Origin of the sequence: Tabrizicola sp. (assembly GCF_030694085.1) — a bacterium.
Classification (GTDB): domain Bacteria; phylum Pseudomonadota; class Alphaproteobacteria; order Rhodobacterales; family Rhodobacteraceae; genus Tabrizicola.
On sequence record NZ_JAUXZE010000082.1, the window covers coordinates 221,330 to 246,754 of the forward strand.

General features: G+C 64.6%; 21 protein-coding genes. 5 read left to right on the plus strand and 16 right to left on the minus strand.

Annotated elements, in window-relative coordinates:
• Nucleotides 1-19 precede the first annotated feature (19 nt).
• Both Q8M85_RS19700 and infB read left to right on the plus strand, forming a co-directional pair.
• Nucleotides 20-664 carry an RNA-binding protein gene (locus tag Q8M85_RS19700; RefSeq protein WP_305547765.1) on the plus strand — a complete coding sequence of 215 codons (645 nt, stop codon included), beginning with the start codon at nucleotides 20-22 and terminating at the stop codon, nucleotides 662-664.
• Entirely contained in the window at nucleotides 661-3,249 is a 2,589-nt protein-coding gene (infB, locus tag Q8M85_RS19705) for a translation initiation factor IF-2 (RefSeq protein WP_305547767.1), read from the plus strand. The genes Q8M85_RS19700 and infB overlap by 4 nt, the downstream gene beginning before the upstream one ends.
• Before the next feature lie 205 nt (nucleotides 3,250-3,454).
• Here the strand turns inward: infB and Q8M85_RS19710 are convergent, their stop codons facing one another.
• The 3 genes from Q8M85_RS19710 to Q8M85_RS19720 form a co-directional block, all read right to left on the minus strand.
• Nucleotides 3,455-3,853 carry a (deoxy)nucleoside triphosphate pyrophosphohydrolase gene (locus Q8M85_RS19710; protein WP_305547769.1) on the minus strand — a complete coding sequence of 133 codons (399 nt, stop codon included), beginning with the start codon at nucleotides 3,851-3,853 and terminating at the stop codon, nucleotides 3,455-3,457.
• A gap of 68 nt (nucleotides 3,854-3,921) precedes the next feature.
• The gene (argJ, locus tag Q8M85_RS19715; RefSeq protein WP_371135315.1) at nucleotides 3,922-5,154 is read right to left on the minus strand and encodes a bifunctional glutamate N-acetyltransferase/amino-acid acetyltransferase ArgJ; all 1,233 of its coding nucleotides are present in this window, start codon (nucleotides 5,152-5,154) and stop codon (nucleotides 3,922-3,924) included.
• Between the two features lie 172 nt (nucleotides 5,155-5,326).
• Complete coding sequence (locus Q8M85_RS19720; protein WP_305547773.1) at nucleotides 5,327-6,169, minus strand: peptidylprolyl isomerase; 843 nt, start codon at nucleotides 6,167-6,169, stop codon at nucleotides 5,327-5,329.
• Between the two features lie 189 nt (nucleotides 6,170-6,358).
• Between Q8M85_RS19720 and secA the strand changes: the two genes are divergently transcribed.
• The 3 genes from secA (at nucleotide 6,359) to Q8M85_RS19735 (ending at nucleotide 11,667) form a co-directional block, all read left to right on the plus strand.
• Nucleotides 6,359-9,097, plus strand: a complete 2,739-nt coding sequence (secA, locus tag Q8M85_RS19725) for a preprotein translocase subunit SecA (RefSeq protein WP_305547775.1) — start codon at nucleotides 6,359-6,361, stop codon at nucleotides 9,095-9,097.
• A gap of 131 nt (nucleotides 9,098-9,228) precedes the next feature.
• Nucleotides 9,229-10,140 (plus strand): hypothetical protein, encoded by a 912-nt coding sequence (locus Q8M85_RS19730; protein WP_305547777.1) that lies wholly within the window; start codon nucleotides 9,229-9,231, stop codon nucleotides 10,138-10,140.
• A 15-nt stretch (nucleotides 10,141-10,155) separates the two neighbouring features.
• The gene (locus Q8M85_RS19735; protein WP_305547779.1) at nucleotides 10,156-11,667 is read left to right on the plus strand and encodes a phosphate ABC transporter substrate-binding/OmpA family protein; all 1,512 of its coding nucleotides are present in this window, start codon (nucleotides 10,156-10,158) and stop codon (nucleotides 11,665-11,667) included.
• Here the strand turns inward: Q8M85_RS19735 and Q8M85_RS19740 are convergent.
• The 13 genes from Q8M85_RS19740 to Q8M85_RS19800 form a co-directional block, all read right to left on the minus strand.
• Entirely contained in the window at nucleotides 11,664-13,088 is a 1,425-nt protein-coding gene (locus Q8M85_RS19740) for a mannitol dehydrogenase family protein (protein ID WP_305547781.1), read from the minus strand. The genes Q8M85_RS19735 and Q8M85_RS19740 overlap by 4 nt on opposite strands.
• 3 nt (nucleotides 13,089-13,091) lie before the next feature.
• The gene (locus Q8M85_RS19745; RefSeq protein WP_305547784.1) at nucleotides 13,092-13,856 is read right to left on the minus strand and encodes an L-iditol 2-dehydrogenase; all 765 of its coding nucleotides are present in this window, start codon (nucleotides 13,854-13,856) and stop codon (nucleotides 13,092-13,094) included.
• The gene (locus tag Q8M85_RS19750) at nucleotides 13,853-14,842 is read right to left on the minus strand and encodes an ABC transporter ATP-binding protein (RefSeq protein ID WP_305547785.1); all 990 of its coding nucleotides are present in this window, start codon (nucleotides 14,840-14,842) and stop codon (nucleotides 13,853-13,855) included. Before Q8M85_RS19750 ends, Q8M85_RS19745 begins: the two co-directional genes overlap by 4 nt.
• A 7-nt stretch (nucleotides 14,843-14,849) precedes the next feature.
• Nucleotides 14,850-15,680: a carbohydrate ABC transporter permease gene (locus Q8M85_RS19755; protein WP_305547786.1), complete on the minus strand. Its 831-nt coding sequence runs from the start codon at nucleotides 15,678-15,680 to the stop codon at nucleotides 14,850-14,852.
• A 7-nt stretch (nucleotides 15,681-15,687) separates the two neighbouring features.
• Entirely contained in the window at nucleotides 15,688-16,560 is an 873-nt protein-coding gene (locus Q8M85_RS19760) for a carbohydrate ABC transporter permease (protein WP_305547787.1), read from the minus strand.
• Nucleotides 16,561-16,734: 174 nt separating this feature from the next.
• Nucleotides 16,735-18,042, minus strand: coding sequence for a sugar ABC transporter substrate-binding protein (locus Q8M85_RS19765; RefSeq protein WP_305547788.1), 1,308 nt, complete (start codon nucleotides 18,040-18,042; stop codon nucleotides 16,735-16,737).
• A 105-nt stretch (nucleotides 18,043-18,147) separates the two neighbouring features.
• Nucleotides 18,148-19,095 (minus strand): sugar-binding transcriptional regulator, encoded by a 948-nt coding sequence (locus Q8M85_RS19770; RefSeq protein ID WP_305547789.1) that lies wholly within the window; start codon nucleotides 19,093-19,095, stop codon nucleotides 18,148-18,150.
• A complete protein-coding gene (locus tag Q8M85_RS19775; RefSeq protein WP_305547790.1) occupies nucleotides 19,092-19,775 on the minus strand; it encodes an HAD family hydrolase in 684 nt (227 codons plus the stop codon). Before Q8M85_RS19775 ends, Q8M85_RS19770 begins: the two co-directional genes overlap by 4 nt.
• A 26-nt stretch (nucleotides 19,776-19,801) precedes the next feature.
• On the minus strand, nucleotides 19,802-20,566 hold the full coding sequence (gene radC / locus Q8M85_RS19780; RefSeq protein WP_305547792.1) for a DNA repair protein RadC: 765 nt from the start codon (nucleotides 20,564-20,566) through the stop codon (nucleotides 19,802-19,804).
• A gap of 89 nt (nucleotides 20,567-20,655) precedes the next feature.
• On the minus strand, nucleotides 20,656-21,810 hold the full coding sequence (dnaJ, locus tag Q8M85_RS19785) for a molecular chaperone DnaJ (protein WP_305547794.1): 1,155 nt from the start codon (nucleotides 21,808-21,810) through the stop codon (nucleotides 20,656-20,658).
• 72 nt (nucleotides 21,811-21,882) lie between these two features.
• Nucleotides 21,883-23,790, minus strand: coding sequence for a molecular chaperone DnaK (gene dnaK, locus Q8M85_RS19790; RefSeq protein WP_305547797.1), 1,908 nt, complete (start codon nucleotides 23,788-23,790; stop codon nucleotides 21,883-21,885).
• 206 nt (nucleotides 23,791-23,996) lie between these two features.
• Nucleotides 23,997-24,593, minus strand: a complete 597-nt coding sequence (locus Q8M85_RS19795) for a COG3650 family protein (protein ID WP_305547799.1) — start codon at nucleotides 24,591-24,593, stop codon at nucleotides 23,997-23,999.
• A complete protein-coding gene (locus Q8M85_RS19800; RefSeq protein WP_305547801.1) occupies nucleotides 24,590-25,414 on the minus strand; it encodes an ABC transporter permease in 825 nt (274 codons plus the stop codon). The genes Q8M85_RS19795 and Q8M85_RS19800 overlap by 4 nt, the downstream gene beginning before the upstream one ends.
• Nucleotides 25,415-25,425: the final 11 nt, after the last annotated feature.

Here is a 25,425-nt window from a genome sequence, read left to right on the forward strand (position 1 = left end):
GGCCTCGGGAACCTAGCGCATGACGCGCGGCGGCCGGGAAAAAGACAGGGACGAACCGGAACGCAAGTGCATTGCGACCGGGGAAAGCCAGCCGAAAGCGGGTCTGATCCGCTTTTGTTTGGGTCCTGACGGTCAGATCGTGCCCGATGTCATGGGCAAGCTGCCCGGCCGGGGGATCTATGTCTCGGCGGATCGGGCGGCCATTGAAAAAGCGGTGACGAAGAATCTCTTCACCCGCGCAGCCCGCCAGCCGGCGAAAACCGCCGACGGTCTGGCCGATCTGGTCGAGACGCTGGTTCTGCAGCGCACCATCGAACTCTTGTCGATGGCCCGCAAGGCCGGTGACGCGGTCACCGGCTACGAGAAGGTGAAGGACTGGCTGATCAAGGGCACTGCGGTGACGCTGATCCAGGCCAGTGACGGGTCGGAACGGGGCAAGACGAAGCTGCACGCGCCGGAAGGCGACAAAGGCTTTATCGGTTGTCTTTCGGCCGGGGAAATCGGTTTGGCATTCGGGCGCGAACGTGCGATACACGCCGCGCTTGCCGCTGGTGGACTCAGGTCCCGTGTTGTAGAGGAAGCGGCAAAACTCGCTGGCTTGCGTGGGCAGGCCGGTGGGGATGACGGCGGCGAGACCGCCATGAAGGATACGAAGAACGCATGAGCGATACTGACGGCAAGAAACCTCTTGGCCTTGGGGGCGCCCCCCGTTCCGGACAGGTGAAGCAAAGCTTCAGCCACGGCCGGACCAAGAGCGTCGTGGTCGAAACGAAACGCAAGCGCGTGGTGGTTCCCACCGCCGCTCCGAAGCCTGGCACGCCCGGCGCGGGCCAATCGGCTGCGCCAACGAACTACGGTGATCCGTCGAAGCGGCCTGCTGGCATCTCCGATGCGGAAATGGAACGGCGTCTCAGCGCCCTCCGCGCTGCCAAAGCGCGTGAGGCGGAAGATGCCGTCCGCCGCGCCGAAGAGGATCGGGTCCGCGAAGAAGACCGCGCCCTGCGCCGCGCCGAGATCGAGGCGAAAGAGCGTGAGGATCGTGAACGTACCGAAGCCCTTCGCCTGAAGGCCGAGGAAGAGGAGCGCGCTGCCAAGGCCGAAGCTGCCGCCAAGGTCGCTGCGGCCGAGGCTCGCAAGGCCGATGTTCTGGGCACCCGTGCCCGCTCGACGACGCCGCCTCCGGCTGCTGCGGCCAAACCGGCCGACCGTGCCGCCCCGGCTGCGCCCGCCTCGACCGAAGATCCGCGCGGCCCTGCCGGGGCCAAGCCGGGCCTTTCGCCGCGCAAGACCGACCGCGAAAAGGACGACCGTGGCGACCGTGGTGCCAAGCGTGGCACCGGCGACGAAGGCCGTCGCTCGGGCAAGCTGACGCTCAGCGACGCAATGGCGGGTGAAGGTGGCCGCCAGCGCAGTCTGGCCGCGATGAAGCGCAAGCAGGAAAAGGCCCGCGCCAAGGCGCTGGGTCTGGGGCAGAAGGCCGAAAAGCAGGTGCGCGACGTGCAGCTGCCGGAAACCATCGTGGTCTCGGAACTTGCCAACCGGATGGCCGAACGGGCCGCCGATGTGGTCAAGAGCCTGATGAAGATGGGCATGATGGTCACGATGAACCAGGCCATCGACGCCGACACCGCCGAACTGGTGATCGAGGAGTTTGGTCACAAGGCGGTCCGCGTTTCGGACGCCGACGTGGAACAGGTCATCGACACCGTGAAGGACTCTGACGAAAGCCTGCAGCCGCGTCCCGCGATCGTCACGATCATGGGCCACGTCGACCACGGCAAGACCTCGCTTCTGGACGCTATCCGCAAGGCCAACGTGGTCTCGGGCGAGGCCGGCGGGATCACCCAGCATATCGGCGCCTACCAGGTCAAGACGCCCAACGGGCAGCTCGTCACCTTCCTCGACACCCCCGGCCACGCGGCCTTCACCTCCATGCGCTCCCGCGGGGCTCAGGTGACGGACATCGTGGTGCTGGTGGTCGCAGCCGACGACGCCGTGATGCCGCAGACGATCGAGGCGATCAACCACGCCAAGGCCGCCAAGGTCCCGATGATCGTGGCGATCAACAAGATCGACAAGCACGAGGCGAACCCGCAAAAGGTCCGCACCGACCTTCTCCAGCACGAGATCGTGGTGGAAGCGATGTCGGGCGACGTGCAGGACGTCGAGGTTTCGGCCAAGACAGGTTTGGGCCTGGACGACCTTCTGGAAGCCATCGCGCTGCAGGCCGAACTTCTGGAACTGCGTGCCAACCCGAACCGGGCGGCCTCGGGTGCGGTGATTGAAGCCAAGCTTGACGTGGGCCGCGGTCCGGTCGCGACAGTGCTGGTTCAGAACGGCACCCTGCGCAAGGGCGACATCTTCGTCGTCGGCGAGCAGTGGGGTAAAGTCCGCGCGCTGATCAACGATCAGGGCGAGACGGTGGCGGAAGCCGGTCCGTCGGTTCCCGTCGAAGTGCTGGGCCTGTCGGGCACGCCCTCGGCAGGTGACACGCTGAACGTCGTCGAGACCGAGGCGCAAGCCCGTGAAATCGCCGACTACCGGATCAAGACCGCCAAGGACAAGCGCGCCGCGGCGGGTGCTGCGACCACGCTGGAACAGCTGATGGCGAAGGCCAAGGCCGACCAGTCCGTTGCCGAGCTGCCGATCCTGATCAAGGCCGACGTCCAAGGCTCGGCCGAGGCGATCGTGCAGGCGATGGAGAAGATCGGGAACGAGGAAGTCCGCGTCCGGGTTCTCCACTCGGGCGTCGGGGCGATCACCGACACCGACGTGGCCCTGGCCGAGGCGTCCAAGGCCCCGATCATCGGCTTCAACGTCCGTGCCAACGCGACGGCCCGTGCTTCCGCGACCCAGAAGGGGGTCGAGATCCGCTATTACTCGATCATCTACGATCTGGTCGACGACATCAAAGCCGCCGCGTCGGGTCTTCTCAAGGCCGAGGTCCGCGAGACCTTCATCGGCTACGCGAAGATCCTGGAGGTCTTCAAGGTGTCGAACGTTGGCAAGGTGGCCGGTTGTCTGGTTACCGAGGGTGTCGCTCGCCGGTCGGCTGGCGTCCGTTTGCTGCGCGATAACGTGGTGATCCACGAGGGCACGCTGAAGACGCTGAAGCGATTCAAGGACGAGGTGAAGGAAGTCATCTCTGGCCAGGAATGTGGCATGGCTTTCGAGAACTACGAGGACATCCGCGCGAGCGATGTCATCGAGATCTTCGAGCGGGAAGAGGTCCAGCGCACGCTGGAGTGACCTGCACTGTCCACCGTGGACAACCCCGGCCAAGCCAGACTTGCCAAAGGGTTAGCCGCGGGCGTTCAGGAAATCTTAAGAAAAGCGCCGGGCCATTGGTCCGGCGCTTTTCTTCCGCGGGACTGCTCGTCGTACGACTTCGTCGTCTCCTCGCTCACGCGCGTTGCCAGCAAAGAGGAGGCGAAGTCCAACGATGAGCGACGGATCAGAGCCAGTCGCGCAGGATCGGGATCAGCGGCAGGTCTGCAGGGGGCATCGGGTAGTCCCGAAGCTGGTTCGGCCTGACCCAGGCGAGCTGCTGCCCCTCCAGCGACCGGACCGTTCCTTGCCATTTGCGGCAGGCGAAAAGCGGCATCAGCAGGTGAAAGTCGTCATAGGCATGACTGGCGAAGGTCAGGGGCGCGAGGCAGGACGACCAGGTGTCGATGTCGAGCTCTTCCTTCAACTCACGGATCAGCGCGGTTTCGGGCGATTCTCCAGGTTCGACCTTGCCGCCGGGGAATTCCCAGAGGCCCGCAAGCGACTTGCCCTCGGGGCGTTGGGCCAAGAGGACGCGGCCGTCGGGGTCGATCAGGGCGACGGCGGAGACGAGGACGATCTTCATGGGTGGTCCTTTGTGGACGCCCCGGGGGCCAGCCCCCGGACCCCCGGGATATTTTCAGACAGATGAAATCAGGAGCGGTAGTCGGCGTTGATCTCGATGTAGCGGGAGGTCAGGTCGCAGGTCCAAACCGACCGCTTTGCGCGGCCAAGACCAAGGTCGACGGCGAAGACCAGTTCCTGGCCCTGCATGTAGGCGGCGCCGTCGTCTTCCTGGTAATCCGGGTTCCGCCAACCGTTCCGGGCGACGAGGATGTCACCGAAGCGGATCGTCAGCTTGTCGCGGTCGGCCTGCGCACCCGACTTGCCGACGGCAGCGACGATGCGGCCCCAGTTCGGGTCCTGACCCGCAACGGCGGTCTTGACCAGCGGCGAGTTGGCGATGGCGAAGGCGACCCTGGCCGCGTCTTCGTCCGAGGCGGCCCCGGTCACGCGGACCTCGACCAGCTTGGTGGCACCCTCGCCGTCGCGGACGACTTGCAGTGCAAGGTCGCGCATGACGCCGGTCAGGGCGGTCTCGAAGGCCTTGAGCGTCGGACCCTTCAGCTCGGCGGCCGGGGACTGTCCGGTCGCAGCGATCAGAAGGGTGTCCGAGGTGGAAGTGTCGCTGTCCACGGTGATCGAGTTGAAGGTGGCGTCCACATTGCGGGACACAAGCTTCTGCAATGCCGCCGCCGAAATCTTCGCGTCGGTAAAGATGTAGACCAGCATGGTTGCCATGTCGGGCGCGATCATCCCCGAACCCTTGGCTATCCCTGCGATATGAATAACCCCGCCCTCGCCCTGCACCGTCGCAGCGGCGCCCTTGGGAAAAGTGTCGGTGGTCATGATCGCCTGCGCTGCCATGTCCACGGCGTCTTCTTTCAGAGCGGCAACCAGATCCGGGACCTTGGCGGTGATCTTCTCATGCGGCAGCGGCTCGCCGATCACGCCGGTTGACGACGAGAAGACGCGCGAGGCCGGAACACCCAGCACCTCGGCCACGGCGCCGGTGACGGCAGTAACGGCCTCATCGCCCACGCGCCCGGTGAAGGCGTTGGAATTGCCGGAGTTGACGATGATCGCCGCCCCAGCGCCTTCGGGAACCTTCATCGCAAGCTTCGCCTGGCAGTCGCGCACGCAAGCAGACCGGGTGGAGGACCTGGTGAAGACCCCGGCCATCGTGGTGCCCGGGGCGAGGCGGACCAGCATCACGTCCTTGCGGTTCTGGTAGCGCACGCCCGCTTCCACGGCAGCGAATTCGGCGCCCTTGATCGCGGGCAGCACTGGAAAACTGGCCGGGGCCAGCGGCGAGACCGGCTTCATCGCCTTCTTCGCCGCTGCGACCACATCGCCGACGGCATCCTGCACCGCCTCGGCCACCGGACCGGCGGCGGCGGTGATGCTGTCCTTCAGCTTGCGAACCTTCTTCTTGAGCGCCTTTGCTTCGGCCTTCCAGTCAGTCTTTGCCATCACCGTCCCCCCGGTTAGCGCCGCTTCAGTCGATCAACGCCGAATTCTTCAGCAGCGCCGGGTCCAGACCTTCGCCATCCCGAGTCACCGTCGCGCCCTTGGTCAGCTCTTCGATCTTCGCATTGATCGCGGCGTTTTCAACCTCGGCGGCCAGTTCGTCGCGCAGCTGGTCCAGCGTCGGCTTTTCGGCCACGCGGGTTTCCCTGACCAGGATCAGGTGGAAGCCGAAATCGGTCTGGATCGGGCCAGAGACTTCGCCAACCTTGGCGGCAACGACGGCATCCTCGAAGGGCTTCACCATCATCCCCAGGCCGAACCAGCCCAGATCGCCGCCGTTGGCGCCCGACCCGGTATCGGTCGACTTGGCCTTGGCGATTTCCGCGAAGTCCGCGCCGCCGGCAAGTTCGGCCTTGATCGCGTCGGCCTCTTCCTGGGTGGCGACCAGGATATGCGAGGCGTTGTATTCGGTCTGCGGGGCGGCATCCTTGAAGCGGGCATCATAGGCGGCCTGGAGCGCCTCATCGGTGACGGCGGCGGCAACGATGTTCTCGATCGCGATGCCGGACACAAGGCCGCGCTTGTCGTTGTCCAGGGTGACGACCACGCGGGGGCCAAGCTCGCCCACCGACTGGGCCAGGACTTCCTGCTGGATCAGCTGGTTGTAGATGCCCTTGAACAGCACGTCGTCCGGCAGCTGCTGGTATTCTGGCGGCAGCGTCTCGCGCAGCGCGATCATGTGACCAAGCGTGATGTTCACCCCGTTCACGGTCGCGACCACGGTCTCGGCGGTCTCGCCCTCGGCCAGTGCAGGGCCCGACAGCGCCGCCGTCATCGCAAGAACCGACCAGAACTTTAAGCGTTTCTTCATATTCACCTACTCCTGATCGGGTCCGCCGGCCCGCTTAAGTTGACTATGCCGGTGCTTCCCCTTACATCGCGACAGTCGCGTGGAACGGGCCCATCCGGTCATGCTCTGGACCTTCTAGGGAAGGCCGTGGGGGCGGGCAAGCCCAACGGCCACACGATGATGTCAGAGAAGCCGCCCCACGGAGAAAACATGCTGGGACTTGGATCGATTGCGCGGAAGGTGTTCGGGACCCCGAACGACCGCAAGGTAAAGTCCGTCCGCCCGGTGGTGGCGCAGATCAACGCGCTGGAGCCAGAGTTCCAGGCGCTGACCGACGACGGCATCATCGCCAAGACGCGCGAGTTTCAGAAGCGGGTGCAAGAGGGCGGCGAAAGTCTGGAGTCGATCCTGCCCGAGGCGTTCGCCAACTGCCGCGAAGGCGCTCGGCGGGCCTTGGGCCTGCGGGCCTTTGACGTGCAGCTGAAGGGCGGGATGTTCCTGCACCAGGGCAACATTTCCGAGATGAAGACGGGCGAAGGCAAGACGCTGGTCGCCACCTTTGCGGCCTATCTGAACGCGCTGACGGGTAAGGGCGTGCATGTGGTCACGGTGAACGACTACCTGGCCAAGCGCGACGCGGAATGGATGGGCAAGGTCTATGCCGCGCTGGGGATGACCACGGGTGTCGTCTATTCGCAGCAGCCCGATGCCGAGAAGAAGGCCGCCTACCGCGCCGACATCACCTATGCCACGAACAACGAGCTGGGCTTCGATTACCTGCGTGACAACATGAAAGCCTCGCTGGAGGACATGGCGCAGCGCGGCCACAACTATGCGATCGTCGACGAAGTGGACTCGATCCTGATCGACGAAGCGCGGACGCCGCTGATCATCTCGGGTCCCAGCCAGGACCGCAGCCCGCTGTACACGGCGGTGGACAAGGTGATCCCGCATCTGACGCCGGAACACTATGCGGTGGATGAAAAGACCCGCGGCGTGACCCTGACGGAAGAGGGCAACGACGTCATCGAAGACCTTCTGCGCAAGGAGGGCATCCTGCCGGAAGGGCAGAACCTCTATGCGGCGGAAAGCACCACCATCGTCCACCACGTCAACCAGGCCCTGCGGGCGCACAAGCTGTTCTTCAAGGACCAGCAGTACATCGTCCGCGACGGCGAGGTGATGCTGATCGACGAATTCACCGGCCGGATGATGAAGGGTCGCCGGTTGTCGGAAGGCCTGCACCAGGCAATCGAGGCGAAGGAAGGGGTCAAGATCAACCCCGAGAACGTGACCTACGCCAGCGTGACCTTCCAGAACTACTTCCGCCTGTACGAAAAGTTGGGCGGCATGACCGGCACCGCGGTGACCGAAGCCGAGGAATTCCGCGAGATTTACGGTCTGGGCGTGGTCGAGGTCCCGACCAACCGCCCCGTCGCCCGGATCGACGAACATGACCAGGTCTTCCGCACCGCGCGCGAAAAGTATGACGGCATCCTGGTCGCCATCAAGGAAGCCCATGCGAAGGGCCAGCCGATCCTGGTCGGCACGACGTCCATCGAGAAATCCGAACAGCTGTCCGCGCTTCTGAAGGGCGCCGACATCCCGCACAGCGTCCTGAACGCCCGCCAGCACGAGATGGAAGCCAAGATCGTCGCCGATGCCGGCAAGCTGGGCTCGGTCACCATCGCGACGAACATGGCCGGCCGCGGCACCGACATCAAGCTGGGCGGCAACGTCGAGTTCAAGGTGATGGAGGCCATCGCGGCCGACCCCGAGGGGGATCACGTCGCCATCCGCGCCCGGATCGAGGCCGAGCACACCGGCGAGGAAGAGGCCGTCAAGCAGGCAGGGGGCCTGTTTGTCCTGGGCACCGAACGCCACGAAAGCCGCCGGATCGACAACCAGCTGCGCGGTCGGTCGGGCCGTCAGGGCGACCCCGGTCGTTCGGCCTTCTTCCTGTCGCTGGAAGACGACCTTATGCGTATCTTCGGCTCGGAACGGCTGGACAAGATCCTGTCGACGCTGGGCATGAAGGAAGGCGAATCCATCGTTCACCCCTGGGTCAACAAGAGCCTGGAAAAGGCGCAGGCCAAGGTCGAAGGCCGCAACTTCGACATCCGCAAGCAACTGCTCAAGTTCGATGACGTGATGAACGACCAGCGCAAGGCGATCTTCTCGCAGCGGATGGAGATCATGCAGGCTGACCACGTCGCCGACGTCGCCGCCGACATGCGCCACCAGGTGATCGAGGACCTCGTTGACCTGGCGATGCCGCCCAAGTCCTACCCGGACGCCTGGGACACCGATGCCCTGACCACTTCGGTCCGCGACATGTTGAACCTGGACCTGCCGATTGCCGATTGGGCCGCCGAAGAAGGCGTCGACCAGGCCGTGATCCAGGAGCGCATCATCGAGGCCTCGGACAAGATGATGGCCGAGAAGACCGAGAAGTTCGGTGACTCGACCATGCAAACCATCGAGAAGCAGGTTCTGCTGCAGGCCATCGACAGCAAATGGCGTGAGCATCTCTTGCGGCTGGAGCACCTGCGCTCGGTGGTGAACTTCCGCGGTTATGCGCAGCGCGACCCGCTGAACGAATACAAGACCGAGGCCTTCCAGCTGTTCGGCAACCTCCTCAACTCGCTGCGCGAGCAGACGACGCAGCAACTGTCGCGCATCCGTCCGGTGACCAAGGAAGAGCAGGACGAAATGGTGCGTCAGATGGCCGCCGCCCAGGCCGCTGCCCAAGCTCCGACCGTGGTCGAAGCCGCTGCGGCTGCGGCACCCGCCGCAGCGCTGGCGGCAGCCCCGGCCGCTGAAGCCGCAACCCGGCTGGCCGACTTCGACGAGGCCGATCCGACGACCTGGGGCAACCCTGGGCGCAACGACATGTGTCCCTGCGGTTCGGGCGAGAAGTTCAAGCACTGCCACGGTCGCCTTGCTTAAGGCGGCCCCCGGCCGGGGTGATTCCCGGCCGATCAGGGCAGCAATCCGTAACCCTTCCCAATTAATGCCATTTCTCCGCCCCTATTCGGCTCTAACCCGGAAACGGTAACGATTCTCACCGGGGCACTGCCATGCTTTGGGGCAAAAAGGTTCTTCAGGTTTCCGCCGTCCTGGCGGTTGCATTCGGGGCCGCCCACACAGCGGAGAAACTGAAGGCCCCTGCGGCCCAGCATTCGCTTTTGCTGACCGCAGCCGATGTAGTGCGCGCGCCACGCACGCCTAGCGTTCAGTCGGAAAATCCCGCCGTCCCGCAATCCGCCTCGCTGAGCAGCCCCACCGACACGGGACTGGGTCAGGTCACTGGCATAACCACCGTCGCGGCTGCAGCACCGGGCCTGGTCGGAGAGGGATGTCAGGCGCGGCTGTCGCTTCTTCCCCTTCCCGGCGCGATGATCGAAGCAAGGCTGACCGCGCCCTGCAACCGGGGTGAACGTTTCGTGGTCCGACATTCCGGCCTGTCCTTCTCGGCGCAGACCCAGGCCGACGGGCGGGCGACGGTGATCCTTCCGGCACTGCGGTCCGATGCGATGGTTGCAGTCTACCTGCAGGATTCGCGCCTGGTCCTGGGTCGGCTCACCGTCCCGGATGCCGCAACTTACGCCCGCTATGCCATCAGCTGGGACAGCCCGGTCGAAATGGAGCTGCGGGTCACCGAAGGCGACCGTGTGCTGATCGGCAGCGCGGCTCTGTCAGGGCTGGAACAGGGTGTGATCGCGCTGGGACAGACCAATCTTCCTTCGCCGGTTCTGGCCCGGGTCTATTCGGTCCCCGGCAAAGACCTGGGCAAGGCGGACATCACCGGCGAGCTGCGGATCACGCCTGCGACCTGCGGCCGGACCCTGCGGGTCGAGACGGCACATTCCAGCGGCGGCGTCGCCTTTACCGCCGAGCATAGCATTGCCGTGCCGATGTGCGGGACCGCAGGTGACATTCTGGTGTTGAAGAATCTTGCGCCTCCCCTGAAACTCGCCGCTCCTAAGTAAGGTTCGGAACGGTCGATGGGTGTGAAGGCAGGACTCGCGGCGCTTTGCGCTGCGCTGTGTTTTTCGGGCTCGGCCTTTGCCCAGGATGTCACCCTGGTTGCCCGTGAGGGTGGGATCGTGCTGACCGGCACCTTGCGGGGTTATGACGGCGAATTCTACCGCATCGACACGGCCTATGGGGCGCTGACCGTGGATGGTCAGGGGGTGATCTGCGAAGGCCCGGCCTGCCCGGACCTGATTGCACCCAAGGCGGTGATGCGGATCGTTGGCTCGCCAGACGCCGCGGGACTCTTGCCCGCACTGTTCCTGGCCTTCGCCCAGGCGCGGGGCCTGATCTACGAGACCGGGGAGGGCGAGGGTTACCAGGCTCGCATCCTGGACCCGGAAAGCCGCAAGGATCTGGCCGAGGTTTCGTTCACACCGATGGCGCCGGATCTTGCCACAGCTGCTGTACAGGACGGGGCGGCAGACCTGAAGCTTGCCTTCCGCGCCCAGCCGGACCTGGGCAGCCACTCTGTCGCAATGGACGCGCTGGTGGTGCTGGTGGCCCCGGACAATCCCACGCCCGAGATTTCCACGATCGAGTTGGCGAAGATCCTTGGAGGAGAGGTCGGCAACTGGGCGCAGATCGGCGGGCCGGACATGCCGGTGGTGCTGCACGCCCTTGCGGGTGAAACCGACCTGCAGCGCGCGCTGGGCGAAAGGCTTGGCACCCAGGCAACGGCCGCGGTGCTGCACAACGATCTTGCAACGCTGGCCACGGCGGTGGCGAAAGACCCCTGGGCTGTCGCGATTTCGGGCCGATCTGCGATTGCTCCGGCGCGGCGGATGCCGCTCACCGACAGCTGCGGCTTCCCGCTCTTGCCGACGCCGCTGGCGATCAAGGCCGAGGATTATCCCCTGGCGCTTCCGGTGCTGCTGCTGACGCCCAAGCGCCGCTTGCCGCTACTGACGCGTGAGTTTCTGGATTTCCTGCGTACGCCCGCAGCACAGGCGGCCGTCGCGGCGGCGGGCTTCGTCGATCGTTCGGCAAGCCGCCAGCCGATGACGGCGGACGGATTGCGGCTGCTCAACGCGATCAAGGGTGCAGGCGAGGACGTGACTTTGGCCGACCTCAAGCGGCTGGCCGAGATCATGGACGGGGCGGACCGGGTGTCGCTGACCTTCCGCTTCGAGGACGGCTCCTCGACGCTGGATGCGCAGTCGCAGGACAACCTGGCCGACCTTGCCCAGTTGATCGCGGCAGGGCAGTTCCGCAACCAGAAGCTGGTGCTGGCCGGGTTCTCGGATGGCTCCGGCGCGGCGGGGGCGAATCTTGCGCTGTCAGTGGAACGCGCGGCGAAGGTCGCACAAGAGCTGGCGGCGGTGGCCCCGGACCTGTCGCCCACGGACCTGCCGGTGGTCGAAGGCTTCGGCGAGGCGCTGCCGATGGCCTGCGACGAGACGGCAATCGGCCGCCAGCTGAACCGGAGGGTGGAGCTGTGGGTCGTGCCCGACTTCGCGCCCGCCGAGGCCCCCGCTCCTTAGGCGAGATACTCGGTCAGTGTCTGCGCCGTACCGACCGCCCAAAGCCGGTTCAGCTGCCGCTCGAAGGCCTGCGCAAACCGCGCATCCTGCCCCAGATCGCCGTAGACCGCCGCCATCTCCAGCCATGCCGCCGGACGCGCCTTCGCCGCCTTGGCCCGGACGACCAGCGCGTCCCAGTCCGGGTCGTTCGGCGGGATTACCGTCCCGCTGTCCGTTTCGCCAAAGCAATACCGGCACCACATCGCGCTGACCAAGGCCAGCCCCTCGACCGATCCGCCCGCCGCCAGCGCATCGCGGATCGAGGGGACGATGAATTTCGGCTGCCGGTTCGACCCGTCCAGGCAAAGCCGCCGCTCGGTATCCGCGACCTCGGGATTGCTGAAACGCTCGACGATCAGGCGGTAGTAGTCACCCAGGTTGGTGTCGGGGACGGGCGGGATATAGGGGATGATCTCATCCATCTCGACCTTGTCGAGCAGGCCCCGGATCAGCGGGTCCGCCATCGCTTCGTGGACATACTCGATGTCCATCAATCCGCCGGGATAGGCGATGGTCGCATGTCCGCCGTTCAGGATGCGGATCTTCATCATCTCGAAATTGTGGACGTGGGGCGTCAGCGTCACCCCCGCCTTTTCGAACGCCGGACGACCTGAGGGGAAGTTGTCCTCCAGCACCCACTGCCGGAACGGCTCACAGGTCACCGGCACCGGATCGTCGCCCAGACCGAACGCCGCCGCCATTGCCCGTTCCCGCGGGCCGGTGGCGGGCGTGATCCGGTCCACCATGCCGTTCGGGAAGGCGACGTTCGCCTTGATCCAGTCGGCCAGCGCAGGGTCCTTGATCGCGGCAAGGCCCGTCACCGCAGCCATCGTCACCTGCCCGTTGCCCGGTAGGTTGTCGCAGCTCATCACCGTGAATGGCGGCACCCCCGCCGCCTTCCGAGCCTTCAGTGCCGCGATGATCGCCCCGAAGGCGGTCCGGTGCGGGTCCGCAGCATCGGCCATGATTTCGGGGTGGTCGGGATCGAACTCTCCGGTCGCCGGGTTGATGAAATAACCGCCTTCGGTCACGGTCAAGCTTACGATGCGGATCTCTGGCCGCGCCATCGCCGCGATCAGGGCCGCATTGTCGGGTTCTACTGGCAGGAAGTCGATCATCGACCCCACCCGCCGCGCCGATTTGCCCTTGGGGTCCAGCTCGATCACCGTGGACAGGCAATCCTGTGCTCGCAAGGCGTCCCGCATCCGGGCATCGCCCTCGCGCACCCCTGCGCCCAGGATTGCCCAGTCGTGGTTCAGTCCCATGCCGAAAAGGTCGTCTAGGTAGACGGCCATATGCGCCCGGTGGAAATTCCCCAGCCCGATATGGACGATGCCGGGGGTCAGCTTGGAACGATCATAGGCGGGGAGATGGACAGTCATGGCTCAGCTCATCCAGTTTCCGCCGTCGACGTTGAACGTCTGGGCGACGATGTAATCGGATTCGGACGAGGCCAGGAACACCGCCGCGCCAGTCATGTCTTCAGGACGCCCCATGCGGCCATAGGGGACGGCCTCGCCGACCTCGCGCTTCTTCTGGCCCTTGGGCTTGCCCTCGTACTTGGCGAACAAGGCATCCACCGCGTCCCACATCGGGGTATCGACGACACCTGGCGCAATGCCGTTCACGTTGATCTTGTGCCTGATCAGGTCCAGCCCCGCCGATTGCGTCAGACTGATGACGGCGGCTTTGGAGGCGCAGTAGACCCCCACCAGCGCCTCACCCCGCCGTCCGGCCTGTGACGCCATGTTGATGATCTTGCCGCCCCGGCCCTGCGCGATCATCACCTTAGCCACTGCCTGCAACGGAAACAGCGTCCCCGCGACGTTGACGGCGAAAAGCTTGTCATAGCTGGCCCGGGTAATATCCACGATAGGCGCCAGATCGAAGATGGCGGCGTTGTTCAGAAGGATATCGATCCCCCCGCCCCAATCCGCCGCCGCCTTGACGCCGGCGTCGATCGAGGCCTGGTCGGTCACGTCCATCGTGATGCCGATAGTCCGGTCGCCCAGCTGCGCCGCCGCGTCTTCAGCCCCGCCGATATCGGCAATCGCCACCCGCGCGCCTTCGCGCAAATAGGCCTCCACAAAGGCCAGCCCGATGCCCCGCGCCCCACCCGTGATCAGCGCCGTTTTGCCTGCAAGTCTCATATCGCCAGTCCATTCGTGTCAAAGCGGTGAATTTTCCCGGCCGGAGCCAGCCGGATGCGGTCGCCGTGGCGGGCATGCACTTCACCCGGCGCGCGCACGGTCATCGTGCCCAGGCCCTCGACCGCGACCTTCAGGAAGCTGTCGGACCCAAGGTGTTCCGACAGGCCCACGACACCCTCCCACGGTCCATCGCCGACCGTGATATGCTCGGGCCGGATGCCGATGGTGTGGGCGTTGTGCTTCGCGGCCTCGGCGCCTTCGATCAGGTTCATCTTCGGGCTGCCGATAAAGCTTGCGACGAAGACATTGCGCGGGAAGTTGTACAGTTCCAGCGGCGCGCCGACCTGTTCGATGCGGCCCGCGTTCAGGACGACGATCTTGTCGGCCATGGTCATGGCTTCGACCTGGTCGTGCGTCACATAGATCATCGTGGTCTGAAGGCTTTGGTGCAGTTCCGAAATCTCCTGCCGCATCCCGACGCGCAAGGCGGCGTCAAGGTTCGAGAGCGGCTCATCGAAAAGGAACGCTGCCGGTTCCCGCACGATGGCGCGCCCGATGGCAACCCGCTGGCGCTGGCCGCCCGACAGCTGGCCCGGACGGCGGTCAAGGTAGTTCGACAGGTTCAGCACCTTGGCCGCGCGTTCGACGCGCTTTTCCTGTTCCGCCTGGTCCATCCCCGCCATCTTCAGCGGAAAGGCGATGTTCTTCCGAACCGTCATGTGGGGATACAAAGCGTAGCTTTGGAACACCATCGCCAGACCCCGCTTGGCGGGCGGCAGGTTGGTCGCATCCTTGCCGTCGATGTCGATCACGCCCGAGGTGGTATCCTCCAGCCCCGCGATCAGCCGCAGAAGCGTGGATTTCCCGCAGCCCGAGGGGCCGACGAAGACGACGAACTCGCCGTTTTCGATGGTCAGGTCGATGCCGGGGATGACGTCGACCTCGCCAAAGGACTTGCGGACTTGCGTCAGTTGGATCTTGCCCATGATTTCCTCACTTCACCGCGCCAAAGGTCAGGCCACGGACGAGTTGCTTCTGGCTGAACCAGCCAAGGATCAGGATCGGCAGGATCGCCATCGCCGATGCCGCCGAAAGTTTCGCGTAGAACAGGCCCTGCGGCGCCGAGAAGCTGGCGATGAAAGCCGACAGGGGGGCTGCCTTGGTCGTGGTCAGGACGATGGTCCAGAACGCCTCGTTCCAGGCGAGGATGATGTTCAACAGCATGGTCGAGGCGATGCCGGGCAGCGCCATCGGGGTCAGGACATAGACGATCTCGTTCCAGAGACCGGCCCCGTCCATCCGGGCGGCCTCCAGGATCTCGCCGGGGATTTCCTTGAAGTAGGTGTAAAGCATCCAGATGATGATCGGCAGGTTCATCAGCATCAGGACCAGGACAAGGCCCAGCTTGGTGTCGATCAGGCCAAGCCGCTGGAAGATCAGGTACAGCGGGATCATCACCGCGACGGCGGGCATCATCTTGGTGGACAGCATCCACATCAGCAGATCCTTGGTCTTCCGCCCCGGCACGAAGGCCATCGCCCAGGCCGAGGGGATCGCGATCACCAGACCCAGCAGGGTAGATCCGACGGCGATGACGACCGAGTTCAGGAAGAACCGGGGATAGTCCGACCGCGCCCAGACATCGGCGTAGTTCTCCAGCGTCCACGAGGCCGACAGGAACTGCGGCGGCATGGCGACGGCGCTGGCTTCGGTCTTGAAGCTGGTCAGGATCATCCAGAGGACGGGGAAGAAGATGATCAGCGCGACCGACCAGGCGGCCAGGGTGGTGATCAGCTTGCGGCGGGGGGAAAGGGCGCGGGCCATGGGAACCTCAGTTGTCCAGGTTGCGGCCAAGGCCGCGCATCAGGAAATAGGCGACGATATTCGCCAGGATCACCGCGATGATCCCGCCCGCCGCCGCGCGGCCGATGTCCTTGGCGGCGATGGCCTGCTTGAAGATCATGTAAGGCAGCGTGGTCGAGGCCGAGCCGGGGCCGCCTTGCGTGGTGGTGAAGATCTCGCCGAAGATGCCCAGAAGAAAGATCGTCTGGATCAGGATCACCACGGTGATCGCCCGGGTCATGTGTGGCAGGACGATATAGCGAAAGCGGGCAAAGGCGCTGGCCCCGTCCATCTCGGCGGCTTCGATCTGCTCGGACGACAGCGATTGCAGCGCAGTCAGCAGGATCAGCGTGGCGAAGGGCAGCCATTCCCAACTGACGATGCCGATGACCGACCACATCGGATACTGTTCCAGAAACAGGATCGGCTGTGCCCCGAACCCTTGTGCCACGGCGGCGAACAAGCCGTTCTGCGGGTGCATGAACAGGTTCTCCCAGATCGACGCGGCGACCGGCGGCATGACGAAGAAGGGCGCGATCACCAGGATGCGCAGGAAGCCCTGTCCCTTGACCGGCTGGTCGATCAGAAGCGCGATCAGGATGCCCAGCACCACGGTGATGATCAGCACTCCGCCCACCAGCGCCAGCGTGTTGAACAGCGCCAGCCAGAAGTCGGGCGAATTGAAGAACCAGACGTAGTTGGTGAACCCGGTCCAGCCCGTCCGGTCCGGCGACAGAAGCCGGTAGAACCGGAAGGAATAGTACAGCGTCATCGCCAGCGGCACGATCATCCAGATCAAGAGCAGGACGACCGAAGGCGCGACCATCATGCGGGCGGCAAGGCGGCTGGAATGAGTGGACATGGGGTGGTCTCCCGAAACTCGGTTGACGTTGGGGAAATCGTGCGGCCCAGGCGGGGGCCACGCAAGCGAAGAGGCAGGGCTTCGGCTTTGAAGGGCGGCTTGCGGTCCACCACGAGGTCCGCAAGCCAAGGTCGTCCCGGAGGTGTTGGGAGGTATCCCCCGGGACGTGTCTTGTCAGTTGTAGCCGGCGGCTTTCATTTCGTCTGCGACGAAGGCCTGTGCCTCCGACAGCGCCTGGTCAGCCGACTTCGATCCAGCCAGCGCGGCCGAGAAGATCTCGCCCACGGTGGTTGCCACGCCCGCAAACTCGGGGATCGCGACGAACTGGACGCCGACATAGGGCACCGGCTGCACGGACGGAGCGGTCGGGTCAGCCGAGTTGATGCTGTCGATGGTCATCTTGGCGAAGGGCACCTTGGCGTATTCCTCGTTGGAATACAGCGAAGTCCGCGTGCCCGGAGGAACGTTGGCCCAGCCTTCCTTCGACGCGACAAGCGCCAGGTAGTCCTTGTTGGTCGCCCAGTTGATGAAGGTCTTGGCCGCGTCCTTGGCATCCGACGATGCCGGAACTGCCAGCGACCACGCCCAAAGCCAGTTGCCGCGCTTGCCCAGACCATTGTCGGGGGCCAGTGCGAAACCGACCTTGTCGGCCACGGTCGAATCCTTGCCGGTCACGAAGGACGCCGCAACCGTGGCGTCGATCCACATGCCGCACTTGCCCTGGTTGAACAGCGTCAGGTTTTCGTTGAAGCCGTTGTTCGATGCGCCGGGCGGGCCATAGTTGTTCATCAGGCCAAGGTAGAAGTCGAGCGTCGCCTTCCACTCCGGGCTGTCGAACTGCGGCACCCAGTTTTCATCGAACCAGCGCGCGCCAAAGCTGTTGGACATGGCGGTCAGGAAGGCCATGTTCTCGCCCCAGCCGGCCTTGCCGCGCAGGCAGACGCCGTAGATGCCGGCGTCCTTGTTCGTCATCGCCGCCGCGGCCTTTTCGATGTCGGCCCAGGTCGGCGCCTCGGGCATCGCCATCCCGGCGGCTTCCATCAGGTCGGTGCGGTACATCACCATCGAGGATTCGCCGTAGAAGGGCGAGGCGTAAAGGTTGCCGTCCACGGTCAGGCCGCCGCGGATCGCGGGCAGAAGGTCATCGACATCATAGTCGGCGGGCAGGTCGTTCAGGCTTTCCAGCCAGCCCTGCTTGCCCCAGATCGGAACCTCGTAGGTGCCGATGGTGATCACGTCATACTGACCGCCGCCGGTGGCGATGTCGGTCGTCACGTTCTGGCGCAGGACGTTCTCTTCCAGCGTGACCCACTCGACCTTGATGTCGGGGTGCTTGGCGTTGAAGTCGTCCATCAGGCCCTGCATGCGGACCATGTCGCCGTTGTTCACGGTGGCGACGGTGATCGTCGTCTCGGCCATCGCCACGCCCGAAAGCGCGACAAGAGCCGTTGCACCCATAAGGGCGCGAAGCGTCTTGGTCATGGTATCCTCCCTGGATAAGCGTATGAGCAAATCATCGCATGGTGGGTAAATGCTCACAGTTGACCCAGAGTCGTCAAGCCCCCTCTTCCGCCGCACCTGCACGGTTCAGGGGCGGGCCAGCAGCGCCCTTGCGCTGGGCTCGTCGGTGACGAGACCGTTGATGATCCTGGATTTTATCGCCGCGTGGATCGCCGGAACCTTGGATGCACCCGCAGCAATCCCGATCGAAGGCCGGTCCAAATTCTGCGCAACCCGAACCCCGCCGGTCCTGCGATTGGTCCCAAGGTCCAGATAGCGCCCCTCCGAATCGAAGACCCAGCCCGCCACTTCACCCGAGGCTCCGGCGGCCTGCATCTCGTCCAACTCGTCGCGGCTGACGAAACCATCGGCCAGCAGGGGCGCGTCGTTCGACATCTGGCCGACGCCCACGAAGATCACATCCGCCGCCTGCGCCAGGCTCACGACCTTCTGCACCGGGCCAAGCCGATGGAAGGCTTCGTTCTCTTCGGGCGTCGGGCTGATCACCGGGACCGGCATCGGGTAATGCGGCGCGCGGACCTTGTCGGCGATCCGCATCACCACGTCGAAAAAGCTGGCCGAGCCGTCGGGGGCGATGTTGCCGATCAGGGACACCAGCCGATGCTGCGGCGCCTCCATCTCGACCATCGCGTCCACCATCCCGCGCATCGCCCGGCCGGTCCCCAGCGCGATGACCAAGGGTTCCGGCATCCGCAGGAAGCGCTCCAGTTCCGCCGCTGCGGCCGGGGCGATTGCGCGCACCGGATCGGCCCCGGCACCAAGGCCCGGCGCGACCCGCACCCGGTCCAGCCCGAAGCGGTCGCGCAAGGCGGCCTCCAGGTCCAGGCAAGCGCCGATTCGGTGGTTCAGGCGGACATGGATCAGCCCCTCGGCCATCGCCCGGCTGACCAGCCGCTGCGCCCGCTGCCGGCTGACACCCAGTTCCGCCGCGATCTGGTCCTGCGTCATCCCGGCGACGTAATACAGCCAGCCCGCCCGTGCGGCCTCGTCCTGAAGGGAGGGTTCGTTGCTCATGCCGGTTGCCTGGTCGATTTCAGGGTCGGCGCAATCTGGAAAAATTCCGCAAAGCTGACAAGCCTGCGGTGCGGTCGCGCATCCTCGGGCTCTGCCGGAGCGTCCGCGCCCAGGTGGCTGCCCCCGACAAAGCGCCAGACCGTCATCCCCGCCGCAAGCCCGGCGCGGATGCCGGTCAGGCTGTCCTCGATCACCAGAGTCCGGTCCGGTCGTGCGCCCATACGGTCGGCGGCATAAAGGAACAGGTCCGGCGCGGGCTTGCCGCGGGCGACCAGGGTCGACGTGAAGACCCTGTCGCCGACCAACTCGCTCAGGCCCACCAGCTTCAGCGACATCTCGACCCGGCGCGGACTGGACGAGGTGGCGACGCAATAGGGCACGCCGATGCTTTCCAGCACCTCATGCACATGCGGGACGACCTTCAGGTCCTGCTGGAAAGCGGCCAAAAGCGCCTCGCGATACTGCGCCTCGAAGTCGGGCGGCAGGTCCAGGCCAAACTCGCGCCGGATCGTCTCCATCACCACGGGGTAGCTCCGGCCAAGGAAATTGCGCTCCACGTAAGCCAGGTCGATGGTCAGGCCCAGCCGTGACAGCTCGGCCACCAGCATGCGTGCGCTGATGATCTCGCTGTCGATCAGCACGCCGTCGCAGTCGAAGATGACAAGGTCGAATCCGCTCATGCGCTATCGGTAGCGCAAAGGCTGAGCTAAAGGTAGCCCGTTGAGCGAAAGCTCAGCTCGCGGCTTTTGCCGATGATCAGGTGGTCGTGCAGCGTCAGGCCAAGCGCCTCGCAGGCGTCCTTGACCTGATGGGTCATGGAAAGGTCCGCGTCCGACGGCGTCGGGTCGCCCGAGGGGTGGTTGTGCACCAGGATAAGCGCTGAGGCGTTCAGCTCCAGCGCCCGCTTGACGATTTCGCGCGGATAGACCGGAACATGGTCGACGGTGCCCTTGGCCTGTTCTTCGTCGGCGATCAGGACGTTCTTGCGGTCCAGGAACAGCACCCGGAATTGCTCCGTCTCGCGGTGGGACATCGTGGTGTGGCAGTAGTCCAGAAGGGCGTCCCAGCTGGACAGGATAGGCTTCTGCATCACCCGCGCCCGCATCATCCGTTGCGCGGCGGCCTCGACCAGCTTCAGCTCCAGCACCACCGCGGGACCGGCACCCTTGACCATCTGCAGCCGGGCGGGGGAGGCGGTGATGACGCGGTTGAAGTCCCCGAACGTGTCCAGAAGAAGCCGGGCCAGCGGCTTGACGTCCTGTCGCGGGATCGCACGAAAGAGGACAAGTTCCAGAAGCTCGTAGTCCGGCAGGGCCGTGCCCCCGGCTTGAAGGAAGCGGTCGCGCAGGCGCTGGCGGTGGTCGGAAATGTAGGAGGGCAGTCGCCCGGTCAGCGCCTTCGGTTCGGCCTCATCGGCATCCCCAGCAGGCGCGACCAAGGGTAGAAAGGGTTCGCGGAACGATTGGACCATGCGGGCAAGCCTGCCGCGACATGGTTGAGAAACGGTTAATGGCGAAGCGCAAGAGTAGGGTGGGCAATACTGCCCACCCTACGCCCGCGTCAGCCTTTCATTCCGTCCCAGAAGCCCTTGACCTTGCTGAAAAAGCTGGAACTTTCGGGGTTGTTCTCCTCGCTCAGCTTCTCGAATTCCTTAAGCAACTCCCGCTGGCGGGAAGTCAGGTTGACCGGGGTTTCCACCGCCAGCTCGATGACCATGTCCCCGGTATTGCTGGACCGCAACGCCGGCATCCCCTTCATCCGCAGGCGCATCTGCTTGCCCGACTGCGCCCCGGCCGGGACCTTCACCCGCGCCTTGCCGCCGTCGATCGTCGGCACCTCGATCTCACCGCCCAGGGCCGCTGTCGGCATCGACACCGGCACCCTGCAGAACAGGTGCACCCCATCGCGCTGGAAGAGCGCGTGCTCTTTCACCTCGATGAAGATGTAAAGGTCGCCATTCGGCCCGCCGCGCAGGCCCGCCTCGCCCTCACCGGCCAGACGGATACGAGTGCCCGTCTCCACCCCCTGCGGGATGTTGACCGACAGCTGCTTTTCGCGCTGCATCCGGCCCTGGCCGCCACAGGTCTTGCACGGGTTCTTGATGATCTGGCCCATGCCGTTGCACTGGTGACAGGTCCGCTCGATGGTGAAGAAGCCCTGCTGCGCCCGGACCTTGCCCATGCCGTTGCAGGTCGGGCAGGTGACGGGCTCCGCCCCGCCTTCTGCACCCGATCCATGACAGGTGTCACAGGTGATCGAAGTCGGCACCTGAATCGTCTTCTGGATGCCGGCATAGGCTTCCTCAAGCGAGATCCGCATGTTGTAGCGGAGGTCTGACCCGCGCTGGGCGCGAGACCGGCCACCGCCGCCGCCGCCGCCCCGACCCATGAAGTCGCCGAAGAGGTCCTCGAACACGTCCGAGAACGCCGACGCGAAATCGCCCTGCTGTCCGCCGTAGCTGCCAGGACGCGGGCCGCCGCCCATGCCGTTTTCAAAGGCGGCATGGCCGAACCGGTCATAGGCCGCCTTCTTCTGTTCGTCCTTCAGGACCTCGTAGGCCTCGTTCACTTCCTTGAACTGGGCCTCGGCCTGCGGGTTGTCGGAGTTGCGGTCGGGGTGCAGCTCTTTCGCCTTCGCCCGATAGGCCTTCTTCAGCTCGTCGGCCGAAGCGCCCTTTTTCGCCCCAAGAACATCGTAATAGTCACGCTTTGCCACGGCAAAACCCCCATGTGGAACCGGAGGGGGGCGGTCCGTTGCCAGACCGCCCCCTTTCCCGTTTCCTGCGGCTTACTTCCGCTTGTTGTTGCCCAGGTCCTCGAAGTCGGCGTCGACGATATCGTCATCGTCCACCGGCCGCGGCTCATCTTCGGACGGACCACCCTCGGTCTGCGAAGCCTTGTAGATTGCCTCGCCCAGCTTCATCGCGGCTTCCGTCAGGTTCTGGATCGCACCCTTGATCTTGCCGGGGTCTTCACCCTTAAGCGCGTCTTCCAGCGGGCTCATCGCCAACTCGATCGCCTCGACGGTCGAGGGGTCGACCTTGTCGCCATGCTCGGCCAGGCTCTTCTTGGTCGAGTGCAGCAGGCTTTCGCCCTGGTTCTTGGTCTCGACCAGTTCCTTGCGGGCCTTGTCCGCTTCGGCGTTGGCCTCGGCGTCCCGAATCATCTGTTCGATGTCGGCATCCGACAGACCACCCGAGGCCTGGATGGTGATCGCCTGCTCCTTGTTCGTGCCCTTGTCCTTGGCTTTCACCGACACGATGCCGTTGGCGTCGATGTCGAAGGTCACCTCGATCTGCGGCACGCCACGCGGGGCGGGCGGGATCTGTTCCAGGTTGAACTGGCCCAGCATCTTGTTGTCGGCGGCCATTTCCCGTTCGCCCTGGAACACGCGGATCGTCACCGCGTTCTGGTTGTCCTCGGCGGTCGAGAAGACCTGGGACTTCTTGGTCGGGATCGTCGTGTTGCGGTCGATCAGGCGGGTGAAGACGCCACCCAGGGTCTCAATGCCCAGGGACAGCGGGGTCACGTCCAGAAGGACCACATCCTTGACGTCGCCCTGCAGAACGCCGGCCTGGATGGCCGCGCCCAGCGCCACGACTTCATCCGGGTTCACGCCCTTGTGGGGTTCCTTGCCGAAGTACTTGGTCACTTCCTCGATCACGCGCGGCATGCGGGTCATACCGCCGACCAGCACGACCTCGTCGATGTCGTCCTTGGAGACGCCAGCATCCTTCAGCGCGGCCATGCAGGGCTTGATCGACTTCTTGATCAGGTCCTCGACCAGGCTTTCCAGCTTGGACCGGGTCAGCTTGACCACCAGGTGCAAGGGCTGCCCGGTGTTCTTGTCCATGCTGATGAACGGCTGGTTGATCTCGGTCTGCTGGGACGACGACAGCTCGATCTTGGCCTTTTCACTGGCCTCCTTCAGACGCTGCAGCGCCATCTTGTCCAGGGTCAGGTCGACGCCATGCTCTTTCTTGAACTCATCGGCCAGGTACTGAACGATGCGCATGTCGAAGTCTTCGCCGCCCAGGAAGGTGTCGCCGTTGGTCGACTTCACCTCGAAAAGACCGTCGTCGATTTCCAGGATGGTGATGTCGAAGGTACCGCCGCCAAGGTCATAGACGGCGATCGTGCGCGATTCCTTCTTGTCCAGGCCATAGGCAAGTGCGGCGGCCGTCGGTTCGTTGATGATGCGCAGCACCTCAAGACCGGCGATCTTGCCAGCATCCTTGGTGGCCTGACGCTGGGCGTCGTTGAAGTAGGCGGGCACCGTGATCACGGCCTGAGTGACGGTTTCACCCAGATAGGATTCCGCCGTTTCCTTCATCTTCTGCAGGATGAAGGCGGAAACCTGGCTGGGCGAATACTTCTCGCCACGCACTTCGACCCAGGCGTCGCCGTTGCCACCGTCGACGATCTTGTAGGGGACCAGCTTCTTGTCCTTCTCCACCTCGGCGTCGCCAAGGCGGCGGCCGATCAGGCGCTTGACGGCGAAAACGGTGTTGGTGGGGTTGGTCACGGCCTGGCGCTTGGCGGGTTGGCCGACCAGGCGTTCGCTTTCCGTGAAACCGACGATAGACGGCGTCGTGCGCGCGCCTTCCGAGTTCTCGATGACCCGAGGCTGCGAACCATCCATGATGGCGACGCAGGAGTTCGTGGTTCCGAGGTCAATACCGATGACTTTGGCCATATGTGTATCCCTTTACTTCAGGCGATGTTCCGGCAAGGACCCTTGCAAGCAGGCATCCCCGCCCTGGATGGAGGTCAGATCTGGCGGCCTGACACCCGTGTGAGGCGTATATAGGCAGGCGGTTTCGGGCCTGCAACTCTTGCCACGCAGGCAGACCCGTGAATCTTCTGCGATGATGCGCAAAAACCGGGCACCTTGCCGCGGCCTTAGGGTCGGGCCAGCAGACAGCATCCCGACAACCGGCGCTCGTCTGCCGGTCCGGTGCGGAAGATATCGACGACGATGCCGTAGCTGCGGTCGGACATGCCATCGGAACACTCCGCCCCGGTCAGCACGGCAAGGCCATCCGGCAGTCCGATGGCCGCCGATCGCGCCCAGGGTTCGGCGGGCCAGACACCGGTCATCGATTCAGGGGCGGGCGCCTGATCTTCCGGCGTCAGGAAACGGGTCGCGCGACTCTGCGGATCGATCTCAAGCGACCAGAAGGGTTCCGTCCCCCGGCAGATCAGCGGGGCCTGCAATGCGTTCCATGCCGGTCCGGGTTCCCGCGTCAGAAAGCGCATCGAGGCGTAGCCCGACCCCTCGCCGCCGTTGACCAGCGCCCAGTTGCCCCGGGTTGCAATCACCTCGACCCCCGTCGCATCGGGCGCGAGGCTGCCGATGATGGGCGAACCGGCGTCCGGCCGGGCGCGAATGTTCAGCACATCGTCGTCTGCGACGCCGGTGACCGCGAACAGCGCCGGAAACTCTTCGGCCTGGAGGGGGTGCGACAAGAGAAGGAAAAGGATCAGAATCCGCATCATCGCCGTTTGTTCCAACTGGCCGAGGCATGCTGCCGGGTGAAGAATTCCGCCATGAGACCGATCATCATGCAGATCAGCGCATAATAGATCGCATAGTGATAGTCGGTATAGCGCGACGTGTAGTTCAGGAAGATGAATCCTCGCGCCTGGTCGATGGTGTGAAACAGCGGGTTCCAGTCGAACCAGTCACGCCTTTCGCGCGCCAGGTTGTTGGCCAGGACCATCTTGCCCGAGGCGATCACGTTTGCCCGCGTGTAAAGCGTGACGATGATCCCCACCGCTTCGGGCTGCCAGGGCTTTGCCGACAGGAACACCATCCCGATCCCGACGCCGGCGAACCAGGACAACAGGAACATGCCCAACATCCCGACAGGCTGGTCTATGGTTATCGGGTTCCAGATCGCATGGTAGACGAAAAGAATCACCGCCGCGGAAAGCGTCTGCTGGTAAAGTGACCCCAGTGCCGCCCCCATGATCGAGATGATCGGGTTCATCGGCGCGTGCATCATCATCTGCGAGGTCGGCCCGTCCGCGCCCGACACCGCGCCGATCGCCTTGATATGCGTCATGAACATGAAGACGCCCGACATCACATACAGCATGAAATCGCCGCGCACCGCGATTCGGCGCAGGCCGAACAACCTCATCATGAAGTACATGATCAGAAGCATCAGCAATGCCTGGACCATCGACATCAACAGGCCCAGAACCGCATTGTTGTGCGTCTTGCGCAGGTTCCGCACGCCGACATGATAGATCAGCTCCAGGGTTTCGAACCCCAGGCCGATCCATGAACGCTCTTGCGGCTTGTGTCGGAACATGCGGCCCAGAC

Excerpts from the sequence above, each read along its gene's own strand:
- Q8M85_RS19800 (WP_305547801.1), bottom strand. The coding sequence starts at position 25,414 with ATGTTCCGACACAAGCCGCAAGAGCGTTCATGGATCGGCCTGGGGTTC.
- dnaK (WP_305547797.1), bottom strand. The coding sequence starts at position 23,790 with ATGGCCAAAGTCATCGGTATTGACCTCGGAACCACGAACTCCTGCGTC.
- Q8M85_RS19735 (WP_305547779.1), top strand. The coding sequence starts at position 10,156 with ATGGGTGTGAAGGCAGGACTCGCGGCGCTTTGCGCTGCGCTGTGTTTT.
- Q8M85_RS19750 (WP_305547785.1), bottom strand. The coding sequence starts at position 14,842 with ATGGGCAAGATCCAACTGACGCAAGTCCGCAAGTCCTTTGGCGAGGTC.
- Q8M85_RS19760 (WP_305547787.1), bottom strand. The coding sequence starts at position 16,560 with ATGTCCACTCATTCCAGCCGCCTTGCCGCCCGCATGATGGTCGCGCCT.
- infB (WP_305547767.1), top strand. The coding sequence starts at position 661 with ATGAGCGATACTGACGGCAAGAAACCTCTTGGCCTTGGGGGCGCCCCC.
- Q8M85_RS19775 (WP_305547790.1), bottom strand. The coding sequence starts at position 19,775 with ATGAGCGGATTCGACCTTGTCATCTTCGACTGCGACGGCGTGCTGATC.
- Q8M85_RS19740 (WP_305547781.1), bottom strand. The coding sequence starts at position 13,088 with ATGACTGTCCATCTCCCCGCCTATGATCGTTCCAAGCTGACCCCCGGC.
- secA (WP_305547775.1), top strand. The coding sequence starts at position 6,359 with ATGCTGGGACTTGGATCGATTGCGCGGAAGGTGTTCGGGACCCCGAAC.
- Q8M85_RS19755 (WP_305547786.1), bottom strand. The coding sequence starts at position 15,680 with ATGGCCCGCGCCCTTTCCCCCCGCCGCAAGCTGATCACCACCCTGGCC.
- Q8M85_RS19710 (WP_305547769.1), bottom strand. The coding sequence starts at position 3,853 with ATGAAGATCGTCCTCGTCTCCGCCGTCGCCCTGATCGACCCCGACGGC.
- Q8M85_RS19765 (WP_305547788.1), bottom strand. The coding sequence starts at position 18,042 with ATGACCAAGACGCTTCGCGCCCTTATGGGTGCAACGGCTCTTGTCGCG.
- Q8M85_RS19795 (WP_305547799.1), bottom strand. The coding sequence starts at position 24,593 with ATGATGCGGATTCTGATCCTTTTCCTTCTCTTGTCGCACCCCCTCCAG.
- Q8M85_RS19745 (WP_305547784.1), bottom strand. The coding sequence starts at position 13,856 with ATGAGACTTGCAGGCAAAACGGCGCTGATCACGGGTGGGGCGCGGGGC.
- Q8M85_RS19770 (WP_305547789.1), bottom strand. The coding sequence starts at position 19,095 with ATGAGCAACGAACCCTCCCTTCAGGACGAGGCCGCACGGGCGGGCTGG.
- Q8M85_RS19700 (WP_305547765.1), top strand. The coding sequence starts at position 20 with ATGACGCGCGGCGGCCGGGAAAAAGACAGGGACGAACCGGAACGCAAG.
- Q8M85_RS19730 (WP_305547777.1), top strand. The coding sequence starts at position 9,229 with ATGCTTTGGGGCAAAAAGGTTCTTCAGGTTTCCGCCGTCCTGGCGGTT.
- Q8M85_RS19720 (WP_305547773.1), bottom strand. The coding sequence starts at position 6,169 with ATGAAGAAACGCTTAAAGTTCTGGTCGGTTCTTGCGATGACGGCGGCG.
- argJ (WP_371135315.1), bottom strand. The coding sequence starts at position 5,154 with ATGAAGCCGGTCTCGCCGCTGGCCCCGGCCAGTTTTCCAGTGCTGCCC.
- radC (WP_305547792.1), bottom strand. The coding sequence starts at position 20,566 with ATGGTCCAATCGTTCCGCGAACCCTTTCTACCCTTGGTCGCGCCTGCT.